Below are 25,246 nucleotides of genomic sequence, written 5' to 3'. Positions count from 1 at the left end.
CCTGAGATGCGCCTTTTTCATTACTGCTGTATTACGTTGTGCTGTGTGGCCGCGTGAGCGGCAAAGCTTTGCCCAATTACGCCTGATCGCCGTTGAGAACCAGCTGACCATTGCGATCCAGTGGAATACGCGTGCCGGGGTCATTTTCCATACGGATTTTACCCTGCTGATCGCCTATTTTATAGGTCACGTCATATCCCAGTTTTTTCTCTTGTTTATCATAAACAGTTTTGCAGCGCTGTTCGGTTGTGGTGTAGGTATCCCGATCCTGCAGTCCGCCCTGGACCTGATTACCGGCATAACCCCCCGCTACCGCACCTGCTACTGTCGCCACATCTCTGCCGCGACCGCCACCAAACTGGTGACCCAGCACTCCACCTGCCACTGCACCTAATACAGACCCGGCAAGACGGTTTTCATCCTGCACGGCCCGACGGTGAGTCAGAGTGACATTACGGCACTCCTGACGAGGCTGTTTAATGCTCTCTTTGATTGGCGTTGCAGACAGTACCTGAGCATATTGAGGACTGCGATCAAACACGTTCATGCCTGCTACGGCTGCAACACCCAGAGCTGCTGCCACACCAATACCGATACCCGCTAACATTGATTTATTCACAGGAAGTTCCTCCTGAAAAGTGTTACCGCGCAATCCTGCTGCTAAAGCATCCTCGTTAACTGAGGTATAACCGGCGTGCGCGACGCGCCGTGTTTGTTGAGATGAAGTTTTACAGATGGACCGAAAATGCAACATCAGATAAATGGAGGAAATTGGTCACTTTGCTATCAGGACCAGTTTTTAGGAGAGTTCTGAGGCTGGAAAAGCAGCAGCGATAACCCGGCTACAAAGAAGATAAAAACTTAAAAAACAGTCAGATAGTTGCCGCCACAATGCATTTCAGCAACTGAGGTGCGACAGGCTTATGATCGGGCTTGCCCCGTTTGCTTACCACATTTGCGGCATCGGGGAGCATGCGCCACGTATGCGGTTGTTACTGTAGGTAGGGGGGTACGGGGAGTTCGCGATTTTTTGTTGTCGGGATTGGCAAGCTAAGCATTCCGGTCAGTTAACCGGAATGCTTGAGCATCTCAACGGCTTAAAACCGATAACCTACAGCAATGTTAAAACCATTAATGGCAACATCTTCGTTATATTTTACGCGAGTACCTTCATAGCCAACACTCACAGAGAGGTTGCTGACAGGATTCACGACAACGCCAGCGCCATAGGCGAAAGAGGTTTTATTTTCGCTGTATTCTTCGGAATAGATTCCGGGATAAGTCACGTTCTCATCCACTTTGGTATGGGCAACACCAATTAATCCATAGAAGCTGACGTAGTCATTGATGCGATATGCCGGACCTGCCATCAGTGAGTAATATTTCACTTTGGTTTTTCCATCATATCCGCTGACATCGCCATAAAAATCTTCTCGTTCAGAAAAACTTTCATCGCCTTTCATGTAGCTGAATGAGCCAATCACACTGAGAGGAGACTCCCATTCATAGCGATACTGAACGTTGACGCCACGGATGTTTTTAAAATCTTCAACTTTGCTTTGTGCATATCCAACCGAGACGGTGTGATTATCAGCCAGCGCATTGCTGCCCACGAGCAGACCGCCACACAGTAATGCCAGCGTTGTCATTTTAGAGGTCATGTAATTAATTCCTTTTCATAATTTAACATTATTTCCCTGCGCTTAACGCAGGACTTCGTTCCCTGAATCACCAATACCCGACGGACAGGATAGAGTTTTTATCAATCCGTCTGTATCGGACAGGAATTTCATGTAGCGCTCCGCGCCTGATGTTCAGATCGGTCGGAGAGCATCTATTCATACCCGGATTTTTTTAAAACTGGCTGGCCTGAGTCAATGTAAAACTTAAACTCCAGCCATTATTAAATGGCACTTCGGCCATTTAATTTAGGTTAAGTAAAGAATTTAACCACAAGATTCATCCTGGCGGTTAGTTATCAATCAATTCTTAATGGCATTATTAGACCAAAAAGAATTATAGGTATCAAGACCGGGTTGCCATAAAAAAGCAAAAATCCCTGAAAACCATTATTGCGCCCACATCCAGAAAATTATCCTGCCTTATACAATCCATTAACGCAGATTATTAACTTGCCTGAAATGTTCCCAATTCTTTAAAAGACTAAGTTACAGTTCTATTTACCCCTTCCTGAATACAATGAAAATATTCGGAAAGATAACAGCTGTATTTTCCCAAAAAGCGTTATTTTCAAGCTGACTGCCAATACTGCAACCGGTGCTCATGCCCACGCTCTGGTGCTCGGTTTGTAGTCCGCGTGATTCTCAATGTTGCTGAAGCACAGCGTGTCGGTGTCGAGAAGTTCTTATCGGCGGTGGTGGTGGAACTGATGACCGCGTCGTTCAGCCGGGTGTGCCCGCCCGCCTTAACGTCAAAGCCGCCCTTCCCGGCAAAAATGCCGGTCTGTTCGGCCACGCTCTCCCAGTTGCTGTGCATCTTGTCCTGGCTGAGGTTGACGCTCGCGGAGCCGGTCATCGAGCCGAAGGTGAAGCTGCCGCGCGCGTTGGCGTTCTGCTGCTTGCTGTTGTAGCAATCGCTGTTAACTAAGTAACAAGTCTTTGTAAGGCAGCAACAGGGAGCACCTTTGCCACCCGGAGGTATTCCAAAAAATTCTCATCTATTGCATCAACGATGATTAAATAATATCAATAAGTTACAGGCAAATGTATATTAAGAGCAACTATTTATAAAAAAAACGGAACCTTGACATGAATTAAAAGTTATAAATCATCTTCTGAAATCACATCTAAAGCTCCACAGGCCTTAAATAACCACTTCAAAGCGCCAGACATAAAAGAGAAGTCAAGCGTTGTCACCTCAATTATGAAGTGGCTATTACTTAAAGGTGCGTCAAACAACACTGCATTCCACCAAAACCACTCTCGCCCATCAGGCTCAAGCCAGGATAACCATGATGCTAATGTCCATTCATTATCGGTGGAAGCTTCAATCAACTTTTGCCCATAAGATAACCTTCTCCAGCTTTCGTTCCACTTTTCTTTTTCTTCTTCAGAAAGATCTGGCAGAAAGCCATCAACAAACTGGGATGGAAGAAGACCTGACCATTCTTCAAGAGAAGGCCAGTTTTGCGAGGAATAATTATTTATAATAATCATTACATTTTTTGCTAAACCTAATACTTTAGACACATCATTGCATGACACGATGAAACGGGCGATTCCAACTCCAGTAGCTTTTTCTGTAGACTGAGGTGGGTTTTGCAACCTATTTCTCTCCAGTAATATTTGACGCAATCTTTCATCACTTACCTGCATTTCTTCCTGTCCCCTGGATAATCTTGTCTTTTAATTCTCCCAGCTTTTCTGGCCTTATACCATATTGATCCTTAGCTTTAGTTGGATCTGCAATAACAGGCTTCCCTTTGTTTTCTGGCAATCGAGCCACACTTTCTTTCACAGCAGTGTTTCTTAAATCATCCAGAACAGTGTGGGGTACCTCAAACGTTTTTATCGCTGCACCATCCATATTCTGAGAGCCACGTTTTTCGAAAAACTCTAGCGCCCTGGCTTTTTCACCAAAATTCAAATATAGCGTTGTATTGCCAGTAATACTAACCTGTCCGTTGTCTCCTATCACAACACGTGTATTTGGTGTTCCCTCTACACGATAAACAGTTACGGTGCCTGGACCTTTCAATCCCCACAGAGCACCACCAATCGCTGCAGCAGTATGAACACCAGCCATTGTGGTATAAAGGCCGTCCGCGGTTTCTTTACTCACACCCCAGTTTTCAGCAATGCGGTTGACGTTAGCATCACGCTCTGCTTTCGCATCCGCCGTAGCATACTGCCATATCAGTGCATCGACCTGGCCTTTACCTTCCTTATAGACACTTCCCATATTGCCGATGTACTGACCATCAAGTTGCTCGCTATAACTTTTACCCATTGCCGCCAGTTCCTGCCTCATACCCTGGCAGGCTGCTGAAGACAGTCCTTTACAGGCTGAGTCTAACGCTACATCGAATGCCTTATCTTTCGCATCCAGGTCACTGATTAACTGTTCTGCCTGCTGTTTCTTTTCTCCTTCCAGATACGGTAACGACCACTTCGCATCCTGACGCTTCTTTTCATCTGGTGCATGCAGCGCATTATTCTCAACCGCATTTTTACCCGCCTGCGCGCCCGCCACCGCACCGCCCGTGCTGTCTCCGGCCACGCCGCCCGCAAGGCCCGCCGCCAGCGTCCCCAGCGCGCTGATGGTCTGCCGCTGCTCCTCACTCAGGTCTTCGCGCTTAACTCCCGGATGCATCTGCTGCGCAATATATTCGCCCATCGCCGCGCCAGAAGCACCCGCAAGTGCAGGATTACCCGACGCGTATGACGTCACCGCGCCCACTACCGCGTGCGCAATCAGGTTTGCCTGAACGTTCACCACCTCTTTGCCGTCCGGGCCTTTCGTGGTCGTCAGCGTATGTATCTGCTACGCCAGGATTACCGTATCTGAACCGGGGTTATTTTCCAGGATCGCTTTAATGAAATTGGCACTTACCGGTAAGTCACCTTTCACCATCCGGGCCAGATCGGCCTGGACCAGTTACGGTGGCAGTTTCTTATCTTGGGCATATTACGCATAAGAGGTGACCGACTGACCGTAATCTATCGCTCCTGATGGCAGTATATTGTTCCACCCATCACCCAGCGCATTATTCTCAACAGTCTTGCTTAGAAGGAAAACGAAGGAGTTAGGGTTTCAACCCTACTTAACTTCATTGAAGGCCCGAATTATCGGGCCTCATTTCCTTAACTGACCAGCATTAGGCTTGGTGGTCGGGATCTTTTTTAGTCTTTAAGGCTATGATAAAAACCAATAACACTTTTTAAATCGGTATTCCATTCCGATATTTTCATGCCATCTTCATTATACGTTGTTCGCGGTTCAGTAAAACTATTTATATTTTCAGGAGTGAACTCTGGACATTCATCTAAAAATAAAATGCTATTTTGAACGAAAACAACATCTCCAGAAAAATATAATACCCAAGTAAATATAAAATTTGTATTGGCAGGCTCATACATAGAAACAGCTAAAGCAGCATGCTTTTTATTTGCCAAGCCTTCTTCAAGAGAATATCGCCAATTGTCTTTGTAATCATTTATATTCCAGTAAGATAGAGGTATATTCATCATTTCTGAAAATTCATCAATAATTATTAATGCTGGTAAGACGCATTCGCCCTCAATATCCACTGGTTTATCTTCAGGGAAGATACCAAACATATGTCAATCCTTAATCCTGTTTAGATCGCTATCATAAGTGCCCATACGTTTCCCTCTACGGTCAAACATTTTCCAACCATTGGTAACATTATGGCTGTCGACATCAGGTGTAATATATGTTTTACCATCAAAAAATACAGGTTGACCATGAGAATTGAATGGAGCCTTAGGTGCCGGAATTCTTCGGTCAAAACCTAAATTCCCAGCAGCTTCTTGAGCCTCTTTTCCTTTAAGGGCCAGATAAGCCAAATCATCCTTATTCTGCTCAGAAATCGGTGTAACCTTGGTATTGCCTCCCGTATCCGGCATACCATCCGTATTTCCAGTATTGCTGGATCCCTGCTCACCAGTCTGATCCGGCGTAACCAGCGACGTTCCTTTCTTTTCATCCTGAGCCGGATTGACCAGCTTACCACCCGTCAAATCATCATTAACCGGTACGGTTTCGGTTTTGCTGCCTGCTCCATTAGTGTGCTGCTGTGCCGTAACCACAGCCATTATCACACAACTGGTATTCGCCAGGCAGGTTGCGTCCAGCCCTGCTTTTACCTTTTTGGTCAGCGCCAGTGCCGCCTGTTCATTTGCGCCGCCCTGGCCCGCTTCGGCCACTGTCGCCGCATCCAGCAACGATTTAGCCTGCATCATCTGCAACATGCCCATGCTGACCATATTGTTGCTGATTTCGTTCTGGCCCGCCTGCGCTCCGGCTACCGTGTCCGCCGTAGTCTCTCCAGCCAGACCACCTGCAAGACCCGCCGCAACCGTTCCCAGCGCAACCAGCGTCTGCTTCTGCTGTTCGCTAAGCTGACTGACCGGCACGTCACCGTACAGAACATTTTTGATGGCTTCACCCATCGCGGCGGTGGTAGCCGCGCCCGCCGCACCTGCTGCCGCTGAATTACCCTGTGCCGCAGCTATAACTCCGGCCACCGCAGCATGTGCCATTATACGACTGGCCTCATCCGGCGCTTTCTGCTTAATCAGTTCTGCAAGGTAAGGGGCCAAACCGCCAGCCAGAGCGGCTTTCAAATCGCCCCCCGCCAGCCCCTGAATCGCCGCCATCGCCGCGCTGATACCCTGCTGCACCGAACCGCCGGTTCCCATTCCGCCGGCCAGCATCTCCCGGTTGTACAGCGTCTGATAGACCTGTCCGGTGATGTCGGCCGCGGTCGGCTCCTGACCCGGGTTCGCTTTGCGCCACTGCGCTTCGGCGTCCTTCTTCTGGTCCGGCGAGATGTTCTTCATCTCCTCAGTGGCCGCTCTGGTCGCCGCAATCTCGCCTTGCGTCCGCGCAATGTCGCCCGCCTGGCTGCCGATTTCCGCCAGCAGCTGCGCCGTCTCCATTCGCCGCTGCTCTTTCTCCTTATCGAAGATTTTATCCAGCCCCGGATTCGCACCCGCCGCGTCGCGGCTCAGCGCCGACACGTCCTGCGTCTGCTTCGATGTGTCGCGGATGACGATAGTGCCGTCGCTCACCGCCGCCTTCGTCACCGACGAGGCGCTGCCGCTGCCGTTCAGCCCCGCCAGCAGGCCGTTCGCCATGTTGCCTTCGAACTGGCTGCCGATGCTGCCGCCGGTGCTCATACCCACGCTCTGGTGCTCGGTTTTATAGTCCGCGTGGTTCTCTATGTTGCTGAAGCCCAGCGTGCCGGTGTCGAGACGGTTCTTATCGGCGGTGGCGGTGGAACTGATGACCGCGCCGTTCAGCTGGGTGTGCTCACCCGCCGTCACGTCAAAGCCGCCCTTCCCGGCAAAGATGCCGGTCTGCTCGGCCACGCTCTGCCAGTTGCTGTGCATCTTGTCCTGGCTGAGGTTGACGCTCGCGGAGCCGGTCATCGAGCCGAAGGTGAAGCTGCCGCCCGCGCTGGCGTTCTGCTGCTTACTATCGTAGCGGTCGCTGTCCTGTTCTGAGGTCAGCGTCAGGTTGCGGCCGGTATCCACCTTTACGCTGTCCCCGCGCACCTGTGCGCCCGTTAGGGTGGTGTCGCGCCCGGCGTTCAGGCTCAGCCCGTTGCCCGCCGTGAGCGTAGTATCGGTATGGGTCAGCCCGTTGCCGTTCTCGCGGCCTTTGCCCGCGTTGACGCTGGCTGAAACGCTGATGCCGTAGCCGCCCGACCCGGCGGTCAGGCCGATACCCAGGCTGCCGCCCTTGCTGCTGTTAGTGCTGTCGGTGCGCTCGCTGTTCTGCGCTGAAAGCAGGCTGATGTCGTTTTTCGCCGTCAGCCCGAGGTCGCCGCCCGCCTGAAGCTGGCTGCCCTGCACGAGGATGTCGCCCGCGCTGCCCGGCTGTGCGCCGGTGGCGGTGATGGCCAGGTTACCGCCCGCGCCCAGCGTACTGCCCTGCGCTTCACGGCTTTCGGTGCGGGTCTCGCTTTTCGACGACTGGCTGCCGTAAGAAAGACTGATGCCGATCGAGTTGGTGGAACCTTCTTCATAACCTTTGTCGCCCGGCTTCAGGCCTGCGGCGGTGTTTCTGGCGTTCGCCGCGTCGGTCTGCGCGCCGTCCATCTGGTAAGCCTGCGCGGCCTGGGCCGCCGTCAGCGCCGCTTTGGTGCCCTGCAACGCCTTCAGCCGGTCATCGCCGCTCTCATCGGCGGTACGGGCGGTCTGCACTGCCGTGTTCAGTGCCGCGCCCACCGTGCCGGACAGCGCCAGCGTCAGCCCGCTCTGCTTCTGCTCGGTTTTCGTCAGTGCGGTGTGGCTGTTTTCGGCCGCACTGAGGGTCACGTCGCTGCCTCTCAGGGAGAGATCTTTACCGGCGATTACGTCGCTGCCGTGCACGTTAAGCTGGTTACCGGCACTGAGGGTGACGCTTCCGTCGCTGCTCCCCACCGTGCTGCCGCGGCTGAGTACGCCGCTGGCGTCGGTGCTGCTCTTCTGCATCGCCTGCCCCACGGTGAAACCGATGCCGCCAGTGCCCATCAGGCCCGATTTTTTCTCCTCGCGCTGATGCACTTCATCACGCGTTTCTGTGGCGGTCGTGATGCTGAGATCGCGGCCCGCGGTCAGGGCAACATCCTGCGTACCGGCGACGTTGCTGCCTGTTACTGCAATGTCGCGGCCCGCCTGAAGCCGGACGCTGTCGCCGCTCAGCGTGGTACTGAGCGCCTCGCTGCTGTGCAGTTCGTCGTGGGTCTCCAGACTGCTGCCCGACAGCAGCCCTTTGCTTGACTGCCTGCTGTGTTCGGTGAGATCGGTACGGCTGTTGCCCGCGCTGAGCACGATGTCGCGTCCGGCACTGGCGGTCAGTGCCCCGCCCGCCGTGACGTCCGCTGCCGTAGCGCGGATATCCTGTCCGGCACTCAGTTGCAGCGCGCCGCCGGCGGTGATGCGTGACCCGGCATCGCTCTGCTGTGACAGGCGACGGTAGTTGCTGCTGTTCCAGCTGTCATTTTCAGTGTGCTGCGTGCTGAGGGTGCCGAGCGTCAGGTTATTGCCCGCCTGAATCTTCGTGGTGCTCTTCTCTCCGGCGTTGCCGATATCGCTGGCGGCCAGGGTGATGTTGTTCAGCGCGCTCAGCGTCAGCGCACCGTCGGTGCCCTGCACGTAGATACCGGCCGGACGATCTATCCAGCGGTCGGTGCCGTCGCCGCGCAGCGTTGACTGGCTGGTAATATCCCGTCCGGCCAGCAGCGACACCTGCTTATCACCGCTGATGACGCCGCCAAGGTTAGTGATATCCTGACGGGCGGTGAGACTGACCGTGTTGCCGCTGATGTAGCCGCTGTTGGTCAGCGACTGCGCCGTCAGCTGCGTCACGTCGCGGCCCTTAATGGTCCCGCTATTAGTGATGTCGTTGCGGGCATTCAGCGCCACGCTACCGCCCCCGATCAACGCGCCGTCGCCGGTTAAGTCACCCTGCTTCACTTTCGCATAAACCTGCGGTACCAGCACGGTCTGCTGTGTGCCATCCGGCAGCGTCACGGTCTGATTCACCAGCCAGACGATATCGCTGGTGAGCAGCGCCATCTGCGCCGGGGTCAGCGCCACACCGAGTTCCAGTTCGTAGGCTTTGCCGAAGGCTACCCCATTATTCATCAGTCCGCGATACTGATCTTCATCACTGCCATACCCGCTGATATAGCGGTTGCCGGTCAGCTGAATAATCTGATCGCGCACCAGTCGCTGCTCGTAATAACCATCGCCCAGCCGCTTCAGGATCCGGCTGCTGTCGGTGGTCAGGGCGTTCTGCATATAGTCGCTGCTGAGCCACTGCTTCTGATTCACAAAGCGCGGATCGGTCTCGACCAGGTAATGACTGTCACTACCAGGTTGCAGCTGGTACAGGCTGTTATCCGGCAGCCGGATATCCGGTGAGACGGCGCGGATCACCGGCGTAATCGTCTGTCCGTCGACGACCGTTGCTGGCAGTGTCAGCGAGAATTGTTGCCCGGCAGGTAACAGCAGCGGCCGGTCTTTGAGGCTGCCGAGCTTGTCCAGCGTCAGCGCACTGTCATAGCGTAATCCGGCTGGCAGTAACGCACTGCCGCTATCCGTGGCACTCAGTGCCACTGCCGCAACAGTCTGCTGGAGAGCAGGTGTGCCGATGCGGTCAGCCTGCGCGGTGACGCCCTGCTGCTGGCGGTTGCCGGTCTGATAGCCATTTCCCTGCGGCGCGGCATTCGCCTGCCAGCTTAGCGTCTGCAGATCGATGGTTTCCGTCACGGGCGCCGGGCGGTAGTTTTTCTTATCTTTGCCCTGCGACGTTTTGGTTCCACCCAGTTTCTTTTTCTTCTTCTTCGCATACCAGCGAACCGATTTCCCGTCGTCCGTGGTAACGCGCGTTCCTTTTGTCGCCTGATTATTCAGCTCGCCTATCTGACCGCCGAGCAAAGCACCCGCGACAATCTGGCTGTCGTGGTTGTTAAGACGGCCGGCGCTAAAGGTCAGGTTACCGCCCGACAGAATCTTGCCCGGATCGCTCTCCTGAATCTGAGTTTCTTTCACTATCCGCCGGTAGTCATACTCATAAAACTCGCTGCCGCTGGTGCCATCCGGCATTTTTGCCGTGTGCACGCCATATTTGTTTTTTTTGCTGGTATCCACGGCGTCCCAGTCAAAACGATCGGTGTGGCCTTTTAGCACCGCGTCGTGATGCTGGCTATCTTCGGTCGTAACGACCTGCGTGGTCAGGTGGCGGTTGGTATTGTTGATTTCCGCCATGCTGATCGTGGCATCCTGCCCGGCCTCAATTGTTGCCCCGTCATTGTTGAGCTGCTGCCCCTGTCCGGTGGCCTGATTATTCGCATCCAGCTGGCCGCCAATGTGCAGATCGCCATCACTGTAGATCAGCGCATGGTCGCGGTTGTTCAGCGTGCCAGCCGCAATATCCAGGCGCTGCCGCGCCGCAATCACCGCTGCTTTGCCCGCTTCGCTGAGGTTGTTGAGCAGCGTAGCCGCAATGGCAATGTGATCGCCATAGATACGGCCGGTGCCGCTGTTATTCAGGACGCCCGCCACCAGGTGTGTCAGTCCGCCGTCAATCAAGCCGCGATTGTTCAGGGTGTCGGCTGCCGTAATTTCGGTCTGCCCGCCGCTGATCTCGCCATTTGCCTGATTACTGATATTTTGCGCGGTAAGCAATAGCGACTGCTGAGCAGCGAGGGTGCCATCGTTGGTCACGTTTCCGCCCGCCGTCAGGCGCAGCGTACCGTTGGCTTTGACCTGAGAGGTTATGGAAATCACCTGCCAGCGTGATGCCGAGATTCCCCTGCGACAACACCTGTCCGTCGCCACTCAGGGAAGCTGCGTTGATCTGCGCCTCTTTATCAGCAATCAGCGTGCCCTGCTGATTGTTGATGGCGAGCGCCTGCCCCAGGGCTGAGTCCTGAATAGTCAGCGTATCCGCTGACGAGATCAGCCCGCTGACGTTATCCAGTGCCTGTTGCACGGTAAGCGCCAGCCTCTGTTTTGCGCGCAGAGCACCCTGACTGTTGTCCAGCGTACCGGTTTCGATGGTTAAACTGCCCGCTTCAATGCCTTTGCCGCTCTGTCGTGTATCGCGGTTGATCAGCGATGGCGTGGTGATCGTCATCTGCTGGCCGCCCTGAATCATCCCGCTACGGTTATCCAGCTGCTGGCTCAGTGACAGGGTACCGTTGCCGACGCTTTGCACCAGGCCGTCACTGTTGACCAACTGACCCGCCGTCAGCGATAGCGTGCCTGCCGAAAGGAGTTTGCCCGCCTGATTGTGCAGCGCATTTTGTCCCGCATTGAGCGTCAGATCGGTGCCACCCTGGATCTGTCCCTGCTGGTTATCCAGCGCGCCACTTTCAATATTGAGGTTACCGGCACCGGCAATAAGTCCGCGCTGGTTAGTCAGCGTCTGACCTGCCGTGGTGAGGGTGATATTCCCCGCCGACTGCAGTTTACCGTCACTGTTGTTCAGCGCCTGACCGTTGAAAGTCAGCCCGCCATTGCCTGCGACTTGCCCCTGGCTATTGTTCAGTTCACTGGCGCTGAGTGATGCCTGCTGTCCGGCGGCAATGAAACCCGTCTGGTTATCAATTGCCCTGCTGCGCAGATCCAGACTGTTGAGGGCCACGATACCGCGCTGGTCACCACTGTCGCGATTGATCAGGGCGTGACCCTGGGTGTCCAGCGTCATGTCGCTGCCAGCCTGTAACAGGCCACCCTGGTTTTGCAGCTCCCCGCTGGTGAGATCGAGCCGCCCTTTGCCGCCCGTCAGCGTGCCGGACTGGTTGTTGATATCGCCCGTCACAATCTGCGCGCCGCTATGACCGGTAATGAAGCCGCGCAGATTATCCAATGCGCCGCTGTAGAGCTTCAGCATGCCCGCACTGAACAGGCCGCCTGCGGCTCCGCTGTCACGGTTGATCAGGCTGTTGCCGTGGGTGTCCAGATGCAGATCGCCACCCGACTCAATCCTGCCTGCCCGGTTGTTGAGGAGTCCGCTATCCAGTTGCAGGGTGCCTTTAGCACCCAGTTGACCCTGCTGATGGTCGAAGGTCTGCTGATGAGTATCGATGCGAATATTCTGTCCCAGCATCACCCCGCTACGGCCATCAATCTGGCCGCTGGAGAGCAGCAGATCGCCGCCTGCAACAATGCCACCGCGTTCGCCGCTGTCGCGGTTATTCAGTTCGCCGCCCTGGGTGTTGACGGACAGCGCCTCACCCGACTGAAGCAGGCCGCGCTGGTTATCCACGCTGCTGCTTTCCAGCGTTAATTCATGATCGGCATTAATAATCCCATCGACGTTGTTCACTCCACCGCTGGTGAGCCGCATAGCGCCCGCCGAGACCAGCGAACCCGTGCCGTTATCGAGATCACCACTGCTGATATGCAGATTAGCCCCCGCAATAACGCCGCCTGATGCCGTATTATTCAGCACCTCTTCGTGTGTATTAAGCTGCATATCACCGCCGGACTGCAGTCGCCCGCCGCTGTTATCCAGCGCACCACTGCTCAGCAATAGTTCGCCCCTGGCGCTGAGCAGAGCAGACCTGAAATCAGCGGACTGGCCCTGCGTATCGATCACCAGGTTTTGTCCCTGAATGACGCCGTGATCGCCGGCTAACTTTCCGGTTGAGAGTTGCAGATCGCCGTGCGCCACAATGCCGCCGCGATCGCCGCTGGCGCTGTTGTTCAGCTGCGCGCCGTGAGTATCCAGTGAGAGCGCCTGACCCGATTGTAATAAGCCTCGCTGATTGTCGAGCGCGCCGGTCATCAGCGTCAGCGCCCCATCAGACATCAGTGTGCCGTCAATGTTGGTCAGCAGGCCGCTGCTGATGCTGGCCGCCGAGGCAGCGGCGATGACGCCGTTCTGGTTATCCAGGTCGCCACTGTTAAGGGCAAGTGCGCCACCGCTGATTATCCCTGCTTTACCGCTGTCATGGTTAATCAGCGCCTGTCCGTGGGTATCGAGCGCAAGATCGCCGCCTGACTGGATCAGACCGGTGTGATTGTCCGTTGTCCCGCTGGAAATGCTGAGATCGGTACGGGCGACCAGGTTGCCGCCAGTATTGTTCAGTTCACCCTGCTGCGTGTCGATGGTCACGCCGCGGCCGAGCAGGGTTCCACGCTGATTATCCAGCGCCTGACTGCGCAAAGTGACCTGCTGGCCCGCTTCGATGCGGCCCTGGGTGTTATCAATAGCCTCGCGGGTCTTCAGCGTAGCGTCACCACCGGTTGAGGCAATCAGGCCCTGCTGATTATTCAGGCTTGCGCTGTTGAGTTGCAGATTGCGACTGGCCTGCAGCGCACCCTGCGCGTTCGTCAGGGTCTCCTGAACATCCAGTTGCAGATCGCCGCTGCCCGCAGCCAGCAGCGTGCCACTGCTGTTATCCAGGCTGCCTGATGCAAAATGCAGATTACCGCCGCTCTCAATCCGCCCATCGCGGTTGTCTGTGTCACCCGAAACTGCGATCGCCATCTCGCCAGCACCACGCTGCGACAGCAGACCCTGACGGTGATCCAGCGTGCCCGCCGTCAGCGTCAGCGACTCTGCCTGGGTGTGTGCCTGTGAGAGATCGAGCCTGTCGCCGCTGAGCATTAACGCACCCGCTGACAGCAAATTGCCCTGATTGCCCTCCAGCCGGGTCGCATTAAGGTTCAGCGCGCCATTATTGCCCGCCAGCTGCACAGTGCCGCCCTGATTATCCAGCCATGGCGTATCCAGCTGCAGTGAGTCACCGTTACCTGCGATGAGCCCGCTGCGGTTTTCAATATGCTGCGCCTGCAGCCGGGTATCACCTTCATTGCTCAGCGTGCCCTGATTGTTGAGCAACGACCCCGTGGAGATCGTCAGGGTTTCGCGGTTTTGCTGGCGCAGCAGGCCGCGATTATTACTGACGTTTTGTGCCGCGACAGCGAGGCTGCCCGCCGCCAGTTTGCCGTCATCATTGTTAAGCGCCGTCGCAGCCTGAATCCCGAGTGTACGCCCCGCTATCGTGGCGCCCTGGGTGCTGATATCCGCCTGCGTAGAGGTCAGCGCGATAGCATCTGCTGAGGTCTGGCTCCCGGCAAGATCGACCCGGCTGCCCCGCGCCTGAATCTGGTCGTGCGCCAGGTTTTTACCCCGCGCCTTAAGCTCACCCTGGCTGGTCAGCAGCAAATTACCGGGCTGGCTCAGCGTCTCATTGCCGCCAACGCCTGCCGCCAGCGTACTTTCAGCGGTGCTCTCAATGGTGCTGGCGGAGAGTGTCGCGTTACGGCCTGCGCTCACCAGCCCGCTGTTGCGCAGCGTGCCGCTGGAGGCCAGCGAGACATCCTGCTGTGACACGATGTTGCCGCGGTTCTCCTGGTCGCCAGTGCTGGCTATCTGCAGCGCGGCCTGACTTTGCAGCGTGCCGCTGTTCTCCAGTCTGCCATCCACGGTCAGGTGCAGCTCACCCGCGCTGGCACCCAGTTCACCGGCATTACGCACGCCAACGCCCTTTTCAGTGCCGGTCAGGGTGATTTTATGGGCATACATGCCGCCAATCGCCGCGACGTCGAGCGCAAACTCAGGCGGTGTCGTCCCATTATCCGCTTTCACCGTCGTGACGGTACCTTCGGTCGCAACCTGGTTCCTGCCTGTGACCACATTGAGTTCGCGGGCATGAACTTTTGCGTTAACCGCTACCGACTGCGCAATGATCTGGGTGTAGTCAGCATCGCTGTCATTCAGGCCCTGACCTTCGATATTGATTCGGCCGCCATTAACATCGAAGCCTTTGAGCTGGCCATTTTCAATCAGCGCCTGTCCGGTGGTCAGCGTATTACGGCTGGCGTTGATAAATCCGCAGCCGTTACAGGTAATGCCTGACGGGTTAGCAATGACTACCGCAGCCCGTTTACCGGCCACTTCGATAAACCCGTTAAGCTGGCTGGGATTACGGCTGTTGACTTCGTTGAGGATGACCGTCGCTTCCTGCTTTGACAGCCAGGGGTTAGCTGCCACCATGCCACCCAGTTGAGTAGCCGTGTTCTGATGGCTGTTGTTCAGGATTGCGCCGCGCGCGTCAACGTCGAGCTGGCTGTACTGGTTGCGGGAAACACCCTGGCTATTGGGCGTCTGGATGTTGATTTGCGGCAGACCATTTGCGGTGGCCATGACGGTAGGCTGCTGGCTGCCCGGCGCGCTGCTGTCTGCCACAATGTTGGCCTGCACCGGCAGACTGACCACACCCGCTGCCAGCCAGAGTGCAAAGCTGAGCGGTGAGATCCGCACCCTCGCCTCTGTATATGAGGTGCGCTTCGGGCTTCGGGCAACACGTGAATAGCCGCTACGGGTGATGTCAGACACCACCATTAACATGCCGCGAACCCGGTTGAAGATAAGGCGATAGCAAAGTTTATTCATAATGCGCACAGTCCATTGTCAGCAATATCGATAAAAGGTTTAGTAGTTCCAGTTCACGCTGAAACCATAGGTGACAGGATCGGTTTTGAAGCCGTCCGGTTTCGACAGAGGAATCCCGGCAAAAAAGTCGTAGCTCAGGCTGGCGGGCGTGATCGCGCCGCGCAATCCGATGACGCCGCCCGCCAGATGTCGTCCCAGAGGTCCACCCTGGGAGGCGCTGTTGCCGCCCACCTCGCCATAGTCGGCACCCAGGTAAAGCTCCTGAGTGGGCAGCGGCGTCTGCCAGGCCAGCGTATTCTGAACGGTCCAGCCCCGGCTGGCGCTGAGGGTGCGCTCACCATCAAAACCGCGTACGGTCCAGCGGTTGCCAATCGCGAACTCATCCTGCGGTGTCAGCGGGGTGTTGCTCATCTGGCGACGATATTGGATGTTGTAACTTAAATGCTGATTACCCAGCGCGAACGGCGTGGTAAGGCCGGCCTGCCAGGTCAGGATTTTAGAGAGCGCGGTGGCATAGGTAGAGTCCTGATATGACTCCTCCCAGGCGGGCAGCGCACCGAACCAGCGCGTACCACGCTGATAGCTGACACCGGCGTCCAGCGTCGCCGGACCGATATAGTGCCGGTGTGACAGGCCGAGTCGCCATGCACTGGTACGGCGCTGCTGGCTGCTGATTTCGGTGTCGTTGATGAAGTTGCGCGACTCTTTAACCCGCACATCGGCGCTGACGGTGGTTTTGGCGGCGGCATTGCGGTAGATCACCCGGCTGGCCTGCACATCCAGCGAGCGGCTCTTTCCGGCGTAGAGAAAATCGCGGCTGTAACCGGCGACTGTCTGATGATAGTCGTAGTCGCTGGCGGTAAGGCCAAACAGCCAGTAGCCGACAGGTACTGAGTAATGTCCCGACAGGCTTTTGCTGCTTTTTCTGCCAGCAAATCCCAGGTCGCGACTGGCGGTCAGGTAGAAGAGATCGCTGAGGGAGGTCGGGTTATCCAGCGCCAGCATCATCCCGCTCTGATAGCGCCCGGTACTTTCGGTGCCGGAATCATCCAGCCATGCGCCGAGTCGCCAGAAACGGCGCTGCGTGCGTTCAATCACGATGTCACTTTCACCCGGATTGAGGCCAGGACGGAGCACCATATGCGCCTCTACCGTCGGCAGACGCTGCAGGTTTTCCAGCCCCTGTTCAATATCCCGTAAATCCAGCAGATTGCCTGCATGGGCGGGTAATGTCGGCCACAGGCTGACATAGCGGGATGATGAGGGTGACAGTTCCACACTGCGGATTTTGCCAGGCACGATCAGCAGGTGCAGCACGCCCTGACGCAGATCCTGCTGCGGAGCCAGCACGCGCGTAGTGACCCAGCCATGATTGATCAGCCGGTTTTGCAGCGTGCTCATTAACTGGCTGATGCCTTTTACGCCGAGACAATGACCATTGGCCTGGCTGGCCAGACGCTGCAGAGGCACCCAGTGCGGCAGCGCCTCCTGCCCGGACAAACTGACCTGCTGAATATTAAAACAGGGTGTTTCCTGCGGGAACGTCAGGTGGGAAGGTGCCGGAACCGTTTCTGAGAGACGCACATCAGGCACCTGTGGCATCAGCCGCTGCTGCCGCGCTTTTTGTTGCTCCTGCTGATGCTGTAATTGCTCATCACCCGGTGCCGCCTGCACAGTGCAGACTGGCAGGGCGTTAATCAGCAGAGCGCAAAGCAGAGGTGCCAGCGTTGTTAAAACTCCATTTTTTTGGGGCTGCATAACCGATCCATGTGGTTAAGGTGTAACAAAATGTATATGACTACTTTCCTGCGCACATTATGGCGCTGGAATCAAAAACCACAAGAAAAATTACAGAAAAACTTACACTAAACTTACAAAAGTTAGCGGGACAGGCCTTTTAAAAAAGTACCAGTAATTACCCGTAATTCAGGGGCTGCTGAGTCTGGCGAATCGCCGGGATTAGCTAAAGGCGCAGAGACGGATATTTTTAGCCAATGAATAACAAGGGATTAGCCATTCTTTCAGCGCGTCACAGAACAGATCAGTAGCCGGGCTAACGACAGAACTGAAGTAGCCGAACTCGTTACCTGAAAAGTTTTCTGGTTATAGCAAATATTCTTTCGGCCACCCTCTTGTTATGAATGGTACGCATTTCAGGCATTACCCTGATGCTACGCTGCCCTGCTCATAAAATTTTACTTAAGTCAAAGTTATGAATGCATTTTGCTTTAGCCAATATCGCACTCTCCTGCGCCAGCGTCTGTTTCAGGGGCTTCTCAAGGACATAAAAAAAGCCCCCTCAGAATCGAGGAGGCTTAAAATTAATTTAGCCAGCGTTATTGCTGTTGCTTAGTGCAGCTTCAGCCGGGGACGAATAACCCGGTTAATACTGCCGACCAGCATCATCAGACCGGTTTTGAAGTAGCCGTGCAGCGCAATCTGGTGCATACGGTAAAGCGAGATATAGACAAAGCGCGCGATACGCCCTTCCACCATCATTGAGCCGCGCATCAGGTTGCCCATCAGGCTGCCGACCGTACTGAAGCGGGAGAGCGATACCAGCGAGCCATGATCTTTATAGACATAGGCTTTCAGCGGCTTACCGTGACGCTGCGCCAGGATGTTGTCCATGGCGCGTGAGGCCATCTGATGCGCTGACTGGGCGCGCGGTGGTACAAAACCGCCGCCCGGCAAGGCGCAGGAGGCGCAGTCACCAATCGCGTAGATGTCATCATCCAGCGTGGTTTGCAGCGTCTCTTTGACCACCAGTTGATTGATGCGGTTGGTTTCCAGTCCGCCAATCTCTTTCAGGAAGTCAGGCGCTTTGATTCCTGCCGCCCAGACCATCAGATCGGCTTCGATAAACTCACCGCCTTTGGTATTCAGGCCATTACGCTCGGCGCTGGTGACCATGGTCTGCGTCAGCACGCGTACGCCCAGCTTGGTCAGCTCCTGATGTGCTGCAGCAGAGATGCGTGGTGGCAGTGCAGGCAGGATACGTTCACCCGCTTCCACCAGCGTCACATTCAGCGCTTCCCGGCCCAGGCCTTTGAAGCCGTAGCTGTGCAGCTGTTTCACCGCGTTATGCAATTCAGCTGACAGCTCAACGCCTGTTGCCCCGCCGCCCACGATGGCGATGTTAACTTTCTCGACCCGGCCTTCGCTGGCGGAGAATTTCAGGAACAGGTTGAGCATTTCGTTATGGAAACGACGCGCCTGATGCGGATTATCCAGGAAGATGCAGTGATCTTTGACGCCCGGCGTACCGAAATCATTCGAGGTGCTGCCCAGCGCCATCACCAGCTGGTCGTAGGCCACTTCACGCTGTGGCACCAGCACTTCGCCCTGCGCATTCAGCACTTCGGCCAGGCGGATTACTTTTCGGGTGCGATCGATATCGGTGAGCGAACCCAGCTGGAACTCAAAACCGTGATTGCGGGCATGAGCCAGATAGCTCAATGCATCAATGCCTTCGTCCATTGAGCCGGTCGCCACTTCGTGCAGCAGCGGCTTCCACAAGTGACTGTGGTTACGATCAACCAGGATAATCTCGGCCTTCTTTTTACGACCCAGTTTATGGCCCAGTTGCGTGGCCATTTCCAGGCCACCCGCTCCCCCTCCGACAATAACAATTTTCTTAACAGACGTAGTCAACAAAGACCCCCTCAAATTGTGAACCAAAAGTTAACCAAAGGTTAAATTAAACCTTAAGAAACATAGGGTTGGCGAAGTTAAAATCGCAATCTGCTGGGAGAATAGCATGGCGGGAAGAGGAGAACATAAGAATATTGATATACATCAAAGCGGGAAAATAAAACTCAGATAATTACGTAATAAAAACAGGCACCTTACGATGCCTTTTCTGCTTAACCTAATGTTTTAAAAGCTTTTATCCGCTTAAGATGTGGGGATATATTTTTGAATTTGTGCCCTTCCGTCTCATCCCAGACAATTTCATAAAACGGATGCAACTGCTCAGCAATGTGCTTGCTGTCAAGCGCCTCATCGTGACGGGAGAGAATGGTCAGACAGCGGTCACGATTACGCTCGCGAAAATCGCTGACGCACTTCGTTGCGATATCCTGATACTCCTCCGGCCGGTCGATCTTCCCTTCCATGTTCGCCTGCGGCGAAAGGTTGGGATTAAAAATCACCTGCCGGATTCCGCACAGAAATCCAATGCGCTCTGACCAGAAGCCGCCCAGTCCGACGCCGCAAATCAGCGGCCGGTCGTCGTCAGAAAGCGTCAGCATCTTATCGGTCTCTTTTAGCAGAAACTGCATGTCATGTTTCGGATGGCGGGTGCTGTAACTGATCAACCTGACATCAGGATCGATAAATTGCAGTTGCAGCACTTTTTCGTGATTGCCCGGACTGTTGGAATCAAAACCGTGCAGATAGATGATCATGATAATCCTCAAGGTAGTGATAGCGCCGGGCAGTCACTGCTTACCACGACGCCTTATGAGCCAGCCAGCGTTCCTGAAGCGCACTCAGTTGCTGAGCATTGTTTTTCCAGCGATGCGTTCCCCGCAGTTCATCGCGGGTAAACCTGCCCTGATGATACAGCTGTGTAACCCGCTCTGACCCGACCGGGATCAGGTTATCCAGTACACTGATGGCGCCCTGACGCTGATTGCAGACCAGAATCATGTCACAGCCCGCGGAAAGGGACTGCTGCGCCCGCTCAGGATAGCTGCCCATCACCGCTGCGCCCTCCATCGACAGATCGTCGGAGAAAATAACACCGTCAAAGCCCAGTTGCTCACGCAGCACGGTTTTAAGCCAGTATGGCGAACCACTGGCGGGCAGCGGATCAACTTCGGAGTAGATGACGTGTGCGGGCATGATGGCGTCCAGTGCCTGTTCGGTAATCAGCTTGCTGAAGATTGCCATGTCATGTTCACGCAGCGTCTTTTCGTCCCGCGGATCGCGTGGAGTCTCTTTATGCGAATCCGCACTCACCGCACCGTGACCCGGAAAATGTTTGCCGGTGGTCTTCATGCCGGCCTCGTGCATCCCCGCAATAAATCGGCGGGCGACGTCAAGGGCGATGGCCGGATCGGCATGGAAAGAACGGTCGCCAATCGCGGCACTGATATGACCAATATCGAGTACCGGCGCAAAGCTGATATCGATATCCATGGCGATCATCTCGGCCGCCATTTGCCATCCCGCCTGTTGCGCCAGTTCACCGGCGGTATCCAGGTCATGCAACGCAGCAAAAGATTGCATGGCAGGCAGTTGGGTGAAGCCGTCACGGAAACGCTGCACGCGACCGCCCTCCTGATCCACCGCCACCACCAGCCGGGTGTGAGAGGCGGCGCGGATCTGCCGCACCAGCTCTGTCAGCTGTGCGGGATCATGATAATTTCGGGCAAATAAAATTAAACCGCCCACCAGCGGATGCTGCAGGATGTCGCGCTCTTCGCCATCCAGTTCATAACCCTCGACGTCAAGCATCAGGGGGCCGGGTAAATCTGATCTCATATCATGAATCCTGTAGCGAAACGCACCTGCGTAACGCGATTAAATCTGTTGCCAGCTCTGTCGAGCCAGCTGTTGTAATGTGTCGTCGTCACGCTGACCGGCACGGAGCTGATACCAGCTGGCCATCAGTAACCGCAGCCAGGGCTGCCAGCGTCTGACCTGCTGCACCAGCGCGGTAAGCGGCAGCTGCATCGCCGCGGCATACTCAGCCAGCCAGTCGGCCTGGTGCTGCGGATCGCTGGCACAGAGAGTCGCCAGCTCCAGCGCCACGTCGCCATCGGCGGCATACTCCCAGTCGATCAGACGCAGACCTTCGGGACCTTGTATGACATTTCCGGCATGCAGATCCATGTGCAGCGGAGCCAGCCTCAGCGGCTGGGGTTCACCCTGCTGCGTCAGACGCCTGAGCGCCCGTAACCAGCGGTAATGCCGTTGTGGAGTGAGCTGCCAGTAGTGCCATAGCAGCGGCAGCAACTGCAGACGATAGCCGGTCAGCGGCTGCTGATGCAGTTGCTTTAGCAGTGCCACGATCTGTGGACGCTGCTGGCTGAAGCGCTGTTCATCCAGCGCATCACCTGCGCACCAGGTCAGGATGATCCCCTGACGATGGCCCGCCACGGGCTGGGGTGCCACTCCGCTGGCTCGCAATTTGCGTAACAGACGGAATTCGCGCTGCCGATCCACAAACGGAATAGCTGGTTGCGGTGCCGCCCGCGCGATATAGGTTCCGCGCGGGCTGACAATCTTCTGGCTGTGCCCGGTCAGACCGGCCAGCGGGATAAAGGATGTCTTTTCTGGTTCGCCGGTGACCTGCTGAATCATCCGCTGGAAAGCGGGATTAATTCTGTGCAATGCCGTTGCCGGACCAGATGATTTCGCCGGTCTGGACCAGCATCAGTTGCATTTGCAACGTCGGCGCTTTGACATCGCCACGCGCGTTGCTGTAGAGCACATACTGAGCATTAACGTTACGCGCCAGACCAATCGCTTTACTGCGCGAGTTCAGGCTGTCATCCGGCGATAATCCCAGCGTCTGCTTGGCCTGCGCCAGTTGATCAGCAGAAACCAGGGTGAATTTGCCGTTGTTATTCAGCGCATTCTGGATAGCCGCTGTGGCTTTCTCACTTTGCAGCGCACCGTTGGTGCTGTTTTTAATCCGATCCACCAGCAACACGCTCCCCGGCTCGGCGCTGGCGGCCTGTAACATCTGCGCCACCAGCGGCTGAACGCTGGCATCCCAGTTGATAGTGACCAGTTTCGGTGGCTGCGGCACTGGCTGCGGTTGCGGCACCGGTTCAGGTTGTGGAACGGGCTGTACCGGCTCCACAGGCTGGGTCGGTTCAACCGGTGCAGGCTGCTGCTGTTTCACGACACAGCCGGTCAGAATGAGCGCCATCAGGAGCGCTCCGGTACGATTAACACTGCGTATCACGTAAAAAATCCTTAAAGATAGAGATAAAGACGAACCTTGCTGGCCGTCAGGTTACCGAGTTGCGAGGTGGCGACAATGCTGCCCTGCGCCGGAACGGTAACGGTCTGCGCCGGTTCCTGCGGAGTGATTTCCAGCCCTTTGTCGTCATACCAGTAGTAACGATAGTGCACAACAACCGGTGTTTCGCGCTGATTATAGAGCACGCTGGTGGCACGCTTCAGTCCATCGTTCTCATCCAGCGTCGGTTCATCGGTAATGATCCCTGCCGACAGCACAGAGGACTCCATCACCAGAGACTGTGACGTATTGATCATCGGTTTTTCACTGCTGCAGGCCGTCAGGCAGAGCAGGATCGGCAGGCCAGTCAGCCAGGATCGCATAGCACGTTTCCGTTATCAGATCAGTTAGAGAGCATCGGTCCCAGCGGTTCACCGCCCAGCAGATGCATATGAATGTGATAAACCTCCTGACCACCATGTTGATTGCAGTTCACAATCAGACGATAACCATTTTGATCGATACCTTCCTGTCGGGCGATTTTCGCCGCGGTGGTAAACATACGTCCCAGCGCATGCTCATGCGCTGCTTCCGCCTCGTTGACCGTTGGGATCAGCACATTCGGCACGATTAAAATATGGGTCGGCGCTTTGGGCGAAATGTCGCGGAAGGCAGTGACCAGCTCATCCTGATAAACCACATCAGCGGGGATTTCGCGGCGGATAATTTTACTAAAAATGGTTTCTTCTGCCATGGTGCAATTCCTTTAGCTTTAGCCTGAGTCTTAATCAATCAGTATGCGGGAGAAATTTGTTTTCTTTCAACCTCAGTACCACTTTTCTTGCATTGTTCGCCTGCCTTTGCAGCAGCACCCTCTCTCTGTGACCAGAACGCCGTCCTGAATGCTGTCAACACACCTGCCACACCATAAAAATGAAACGCTGTTTTATAAATTAGAATTTCGCCACCCTTTTCTTTGTCTGTTTGCCACTTCAGCGCCAGCGCTTGCCAAATTGCGAAGGTTTAGCCGCCCCGTCAGTTCTACTTTGCTAACCAGTCCGGGTGAGATGACCGGCATCACCAGGGATAAACCGCCATAAACATCAAGGAGCATCAGACATGCGCTCACGTAAAATTGGTCTTGGCCACTATCTGGCTTACGGTTCCGGAGATTTTCTTGGAGCAGGCACCACGGCGCTGACCGCCGCCTGGTTGCTCTATTTTTACACTACCTTTTGTGGGTTAACCCCGATTCAGGCCACGCTGATCTTCGCCGCTGCGCGCGTGCTGGATGCGATAGTCAGCCCGCTGATGGGCTTTCTGACCGATAACTTCGGTTCGACCTGGCTGGGCAAACGCTTTGGCCGCCGCAAATTCTTTATCCTGCTCGGCATACCCTGTGTATTCAGTTATAGCCTGATGTGGGTCAGCGACATGAGTTTCTGGTGGTATCTCTGCACGTATCTGCTGTTTGATATCGTCTACACCATGATCCTGGTGCCGTATGAAACGCTGGTGCCGGAAATGACCGACGACTTCAAACAGAAAACCCGCTTCTCTGGTGCCCGCATCGGCCTGGCACAGCTGTCGGCCATTCTGGCTGCCTTTTTACCCGGTATTTTGCTGGGTATGCTGGGCAAAGATAATCCTCTCTCCTTCTTCTACGCCAGCCTGGTGTTCTCGGTAATCTGCGCGCTGGTGCTGACGCTGGTGTGGTGCTTTACCTGGGAGCGTCACCCGGATGACTTTTCCGCCGAGTCACGCCGTGCAGAGCAGGAAAAGCAGCAACTGACGCTGATGCAGAATCTCAAACGGCTCTATGTCGAGCTGGCTTCAACCTTACGCATCCGCATCTTCCGCCAGCACCTTGGCATGTACCTCGGCGGCTATATCGCCCAGGATGTGTTTAACGCCGTCTTTACCTGGTATGTGGTATTTGTGCTGATGCAGAGCGCTCAGGTTGCCTCCAGCCTGATGGGCACCATGGCGGTGCTGCAGTTTATTGCGGTGATGGCGATGATTCCGCTCTGCATCCGCATGGGACCCGCGCCCGCCTACCGTCTGGTGGCTGTGCTGTTTGGCCTTGCGGCGCTCTCCTACGCTGGACTGTGGTATGCCGGAATGAACGACAACATGTCACTGCTATTGGTGATCTCTGCCCTGGCAGGCTTGGGACGTGGCGGTATTAACTATGTGCCGTGGAATACCTATACCTATATTGCCGATGTGGATGAGGTGATCACCGGACAGCGCCGTGAAGGGATTTTTGCCGGCATCATGACCCTGACGCGTAAAGCGTCGCAGGCTGGCGCAGTCATGCTGGTCGGTATCGTGCTGCAGCTCTCTGGCTTTGTCTCTGGACAGGCGACCCAGGTACCCGGCGTCAGCCACACTATCCTGGCGATTCTCAGCGTCGGTACCGTGGCCGTGCTGGCCTGTGGCTTTATCGTGTCACTGCGCTTTAAGCTTAATCTGCAGACCCACACTGTGCTGCGCCAGGAAACGCTGAAGATGCGCGACGCGGGCCGCATCGTGCCGGAAAGCATCACGCCGGAAGCACGCGCAATTGTAGAAACGCTGGCTGGCATGCCTTACGAAAACCTTTGGGGCAATAACAACATTGGCTTCCTTAATCGTAATAAGCCAGCGCCGGAAAAATTGTCCGCACATCCCACTTTAAACCCTTCTTTAAACCCGACCTTAAAACGACAGGAATAAACC

Annotated in this window: 14 protein-coding genes and 4 pseudogenes; 1 reads left to right on the top strand and 17 read right to left on the bottom strand. The window is 55.4% G+C overall.

Going from position 1 to position 25,246, the window contains the following annotated elements; genetic code table 11:
• Nucleotides 1-76: 76 nt before the first annotated feature.
• From AC0T7J_RS10000 to hinT, 17 genes and pseudogenes are all read right to left on the bottom strand, one after another.
• The gene (locus tag AC0T7J_RS10000) at nt 77-619 is read right to left on the bottom strand and encodes a glycine zipper 2TM domain-containing protein (protein WP_473793809.1); all 543 of its coding nucleotides are present in this window, start codon (nt 617-619) and stop codon (nt 77-79) included.
• A 478-nt stretch (nt 620-1,097) separates the two neighbouring features.
• Nucleotides 1,098-1,661, bottom strand: a complete 564-nt coding sequence (locus tag AC0T7J_RS09995; protein ID WP_473793807.1) for an Ail/Lom family outer membrane beta-barrel protein — start codon at nt 1,659-1,661, stop codon at nt 1,098-1,100.
• 582 nt (nt 1,662-2,243) lie between these two features.
• Nucleotides 2,244-2,601: pseudogene (locus AC0T7J_RS09990) on the bottom strand (VENN motif pre-toxin domain-containing protein); the annotation flags it as partial.
• 179 nt (nt 2,602-2,780) lie between these two features.
• Complete coding sequence (locus tag AC0T7J_RS09985) at nt 2,781-3,335, bottom strand: hypothetical protein (protein ID WP_473793805.1); 555 nt, start codon at nt 3,333-3,335, stop codon at nt 2,781-2,783.
• Nucleotides 3,322-4,500, bottom strand: a pseudogene (locus AC0T7J_RS09980) (VENN motif pre-toxin domain-containing protein); the annotation flags it as partial. The gene AC0T7J_RS09985 and the pseudogene AC0T7J_RS09980, both read right to left, overlap by 14 nt.
• Before the next feature lie 362 nt (nt 4,501-4,862).
• The gene (locus tag AC0T7J_RS09975; protein ID WP_473793804.1) at nt 4,863-5,300 is read right to left on the bottom strand and encodes a hypothetical protein; all 438 of its coding nucleotides are present in this window, start codon (nt 5,298-5,300) and stop codon (nt 4,863-4,865) included.
• 3 nt (nt 5,301-5,303) lie between these two features.
• Nucleotides 5,304-5,444: pseudogene (locus tag AC0T7J_RS09970) on the bottom strand (toxin C-terminal domain-containing protein); the annotation flags it as partial.
• A gap of 543 nt (nt 5,445-5,987) precedes the next feature.
• Nucleotides 5,988-10,928, bottom strand: a pseudogene (locus AC0T7J_RS09965) (hemagglutinin repeat-containing protein); the annotation flags it as partial.
• Nucleotides 10,858-15,606, bottom strand: coding sequence for a two-partner secretion domain-containing protein (locus AC0T7J_RS09960; RefSeq protein ID WP_473793801.1), 4,749 nt, complete (start codon nt 15,604-15,606; stop codon nt 10,858-10,860). The gene AC0T7J_RS09960 and the pseudogene AC0T7J_RS09965, both read right to left, overlap by 71 nt.
• Before the next feature lie 39 nt (nt 15,607-15,645).
• Nucleotides 15,646-17,364: a ShlB/FhaC/HecB family hemolysin secretion/activation protein gene (locus AC0T7J_RS09955; protein WP_473793799.1), complete on the bottom strand. Its 1,719-nt coding sequence runs from the start codon at nt 17,362-17,364 to the stop codon at nt 15,646-15,648.
• 591 nt (nt 17,365-17,955) lie between these two features.
• Nucleotides 17,956-19,260, bottom strand: a complete 1,305-nt coding sequence (locus AC0T7J_RS09950) for an NAD(P)/FAD-dependent oxidoreductase (protein ID WP_074399296.1) — start codon at nt 19,258-19,260, stop codon at nt 17,956-17,958.
• A gap of 212 nt (nt 19,261-19,472) precedes the next feature.
• Complete coding sequence (ycfP, locus tag AC0T7J_RS09945; protein ID WP_473793797.1) at nt 19,473-20,015, bottom strand: alpha/beta hydrolase YcfP; 543 nt, start codon at nt 20,013-20,015, stop codon at nt 19,473-19,475.
• A gap of 40 nt (nt 20,016-20,055) precedes the next feature.
• Nucleotides 20,056-21,096: a beta-N-acetylhexosaminidase gene (gene nagZ, locus AC0T7J_RS09940; RefSeq protein ID WP_473793795.1), complete on the bottom strand. Its 1,041-nt coding sequence runs from the start codon at nt 21,094-21,096 to the stop codon at nt 20,056-20,058.
• A 39-nt stretch (nt 21,097-21,135) separates the two neighbouring features.
• Complete coding sequence (gene thiK / locus AC0T7J_RS09935) at nt 21,136-21,918, bottom strand: thiamine kinase (RefSeq protein ID WP_473793984.1); 783 nt, start codon at nt 21,916-21,918, stop codon at nt 21,136-21,138.
• Nucleotides 21,919-21,934: 16 nt separating this feature from the next.
• On the bottom strand, nt 21,935-22,528 hold the full coding sequence (gene lpoB / locus AC0T7J_RS09930) for a penicillin-binding protein activator LpoB (RefSeq protein ID WP_161733749.1): 594 nt from the start codon (nt 22,526-22,528) through the stop codon (nt 21,935-21,937).
• A gap of 11 nt (nt 22,529-22,539) precedes the next feature.
• On the bottom strand, nt 22,540-22,908 hold the full coding sequence (locus tag AC0T7J_RS09925) for a YcfL family putative periplasmic lipoprotein (protein WP_033732268.1): 369 nt from the start codon (nt 22,906-22,908) through the stop codon (nt 22,540-22,542).
• A 20-nt stretch (nt 22,909-22,928) separates the two neighbouring features.
• Nucleotides 22,929-23,279 (bottom strand): purine nucleoside phosphoramidase, encoded by a 351-nt coding sequence (hinT, locus tag AC0T7J_RS09920; protein ID WP_009090851.1) that lies wholly within the window; start codon nt 23,277-23,279, stop codon nt 22,929-22,931.
• A 365-nt stretch (nt 23,280-23,644) separates the two neighbouring features.
• Here hinT and AC0T7J_RS09915 point away from each other — a divergent pair, with 365 nt between their 5' ends.
• Complete coding sequence (locus AC0T7J_RS09915) at nt 23,645-25,243, top strand: MFS transporter (protein ID WP_031592476.1); 1,599 nt, start codon at nt 23,645-23,647, stop codon at nt 25,241-25,243.
• Nucleotides 25,244-25,246 lie beyond the last annotated feature (3 nt).

Source organism: Pantoea sp. E956-1, from assembly GCF_982223955.1.
This window is presented reverse-complemented; position numbering and strand designations above follow the sequence as displayed.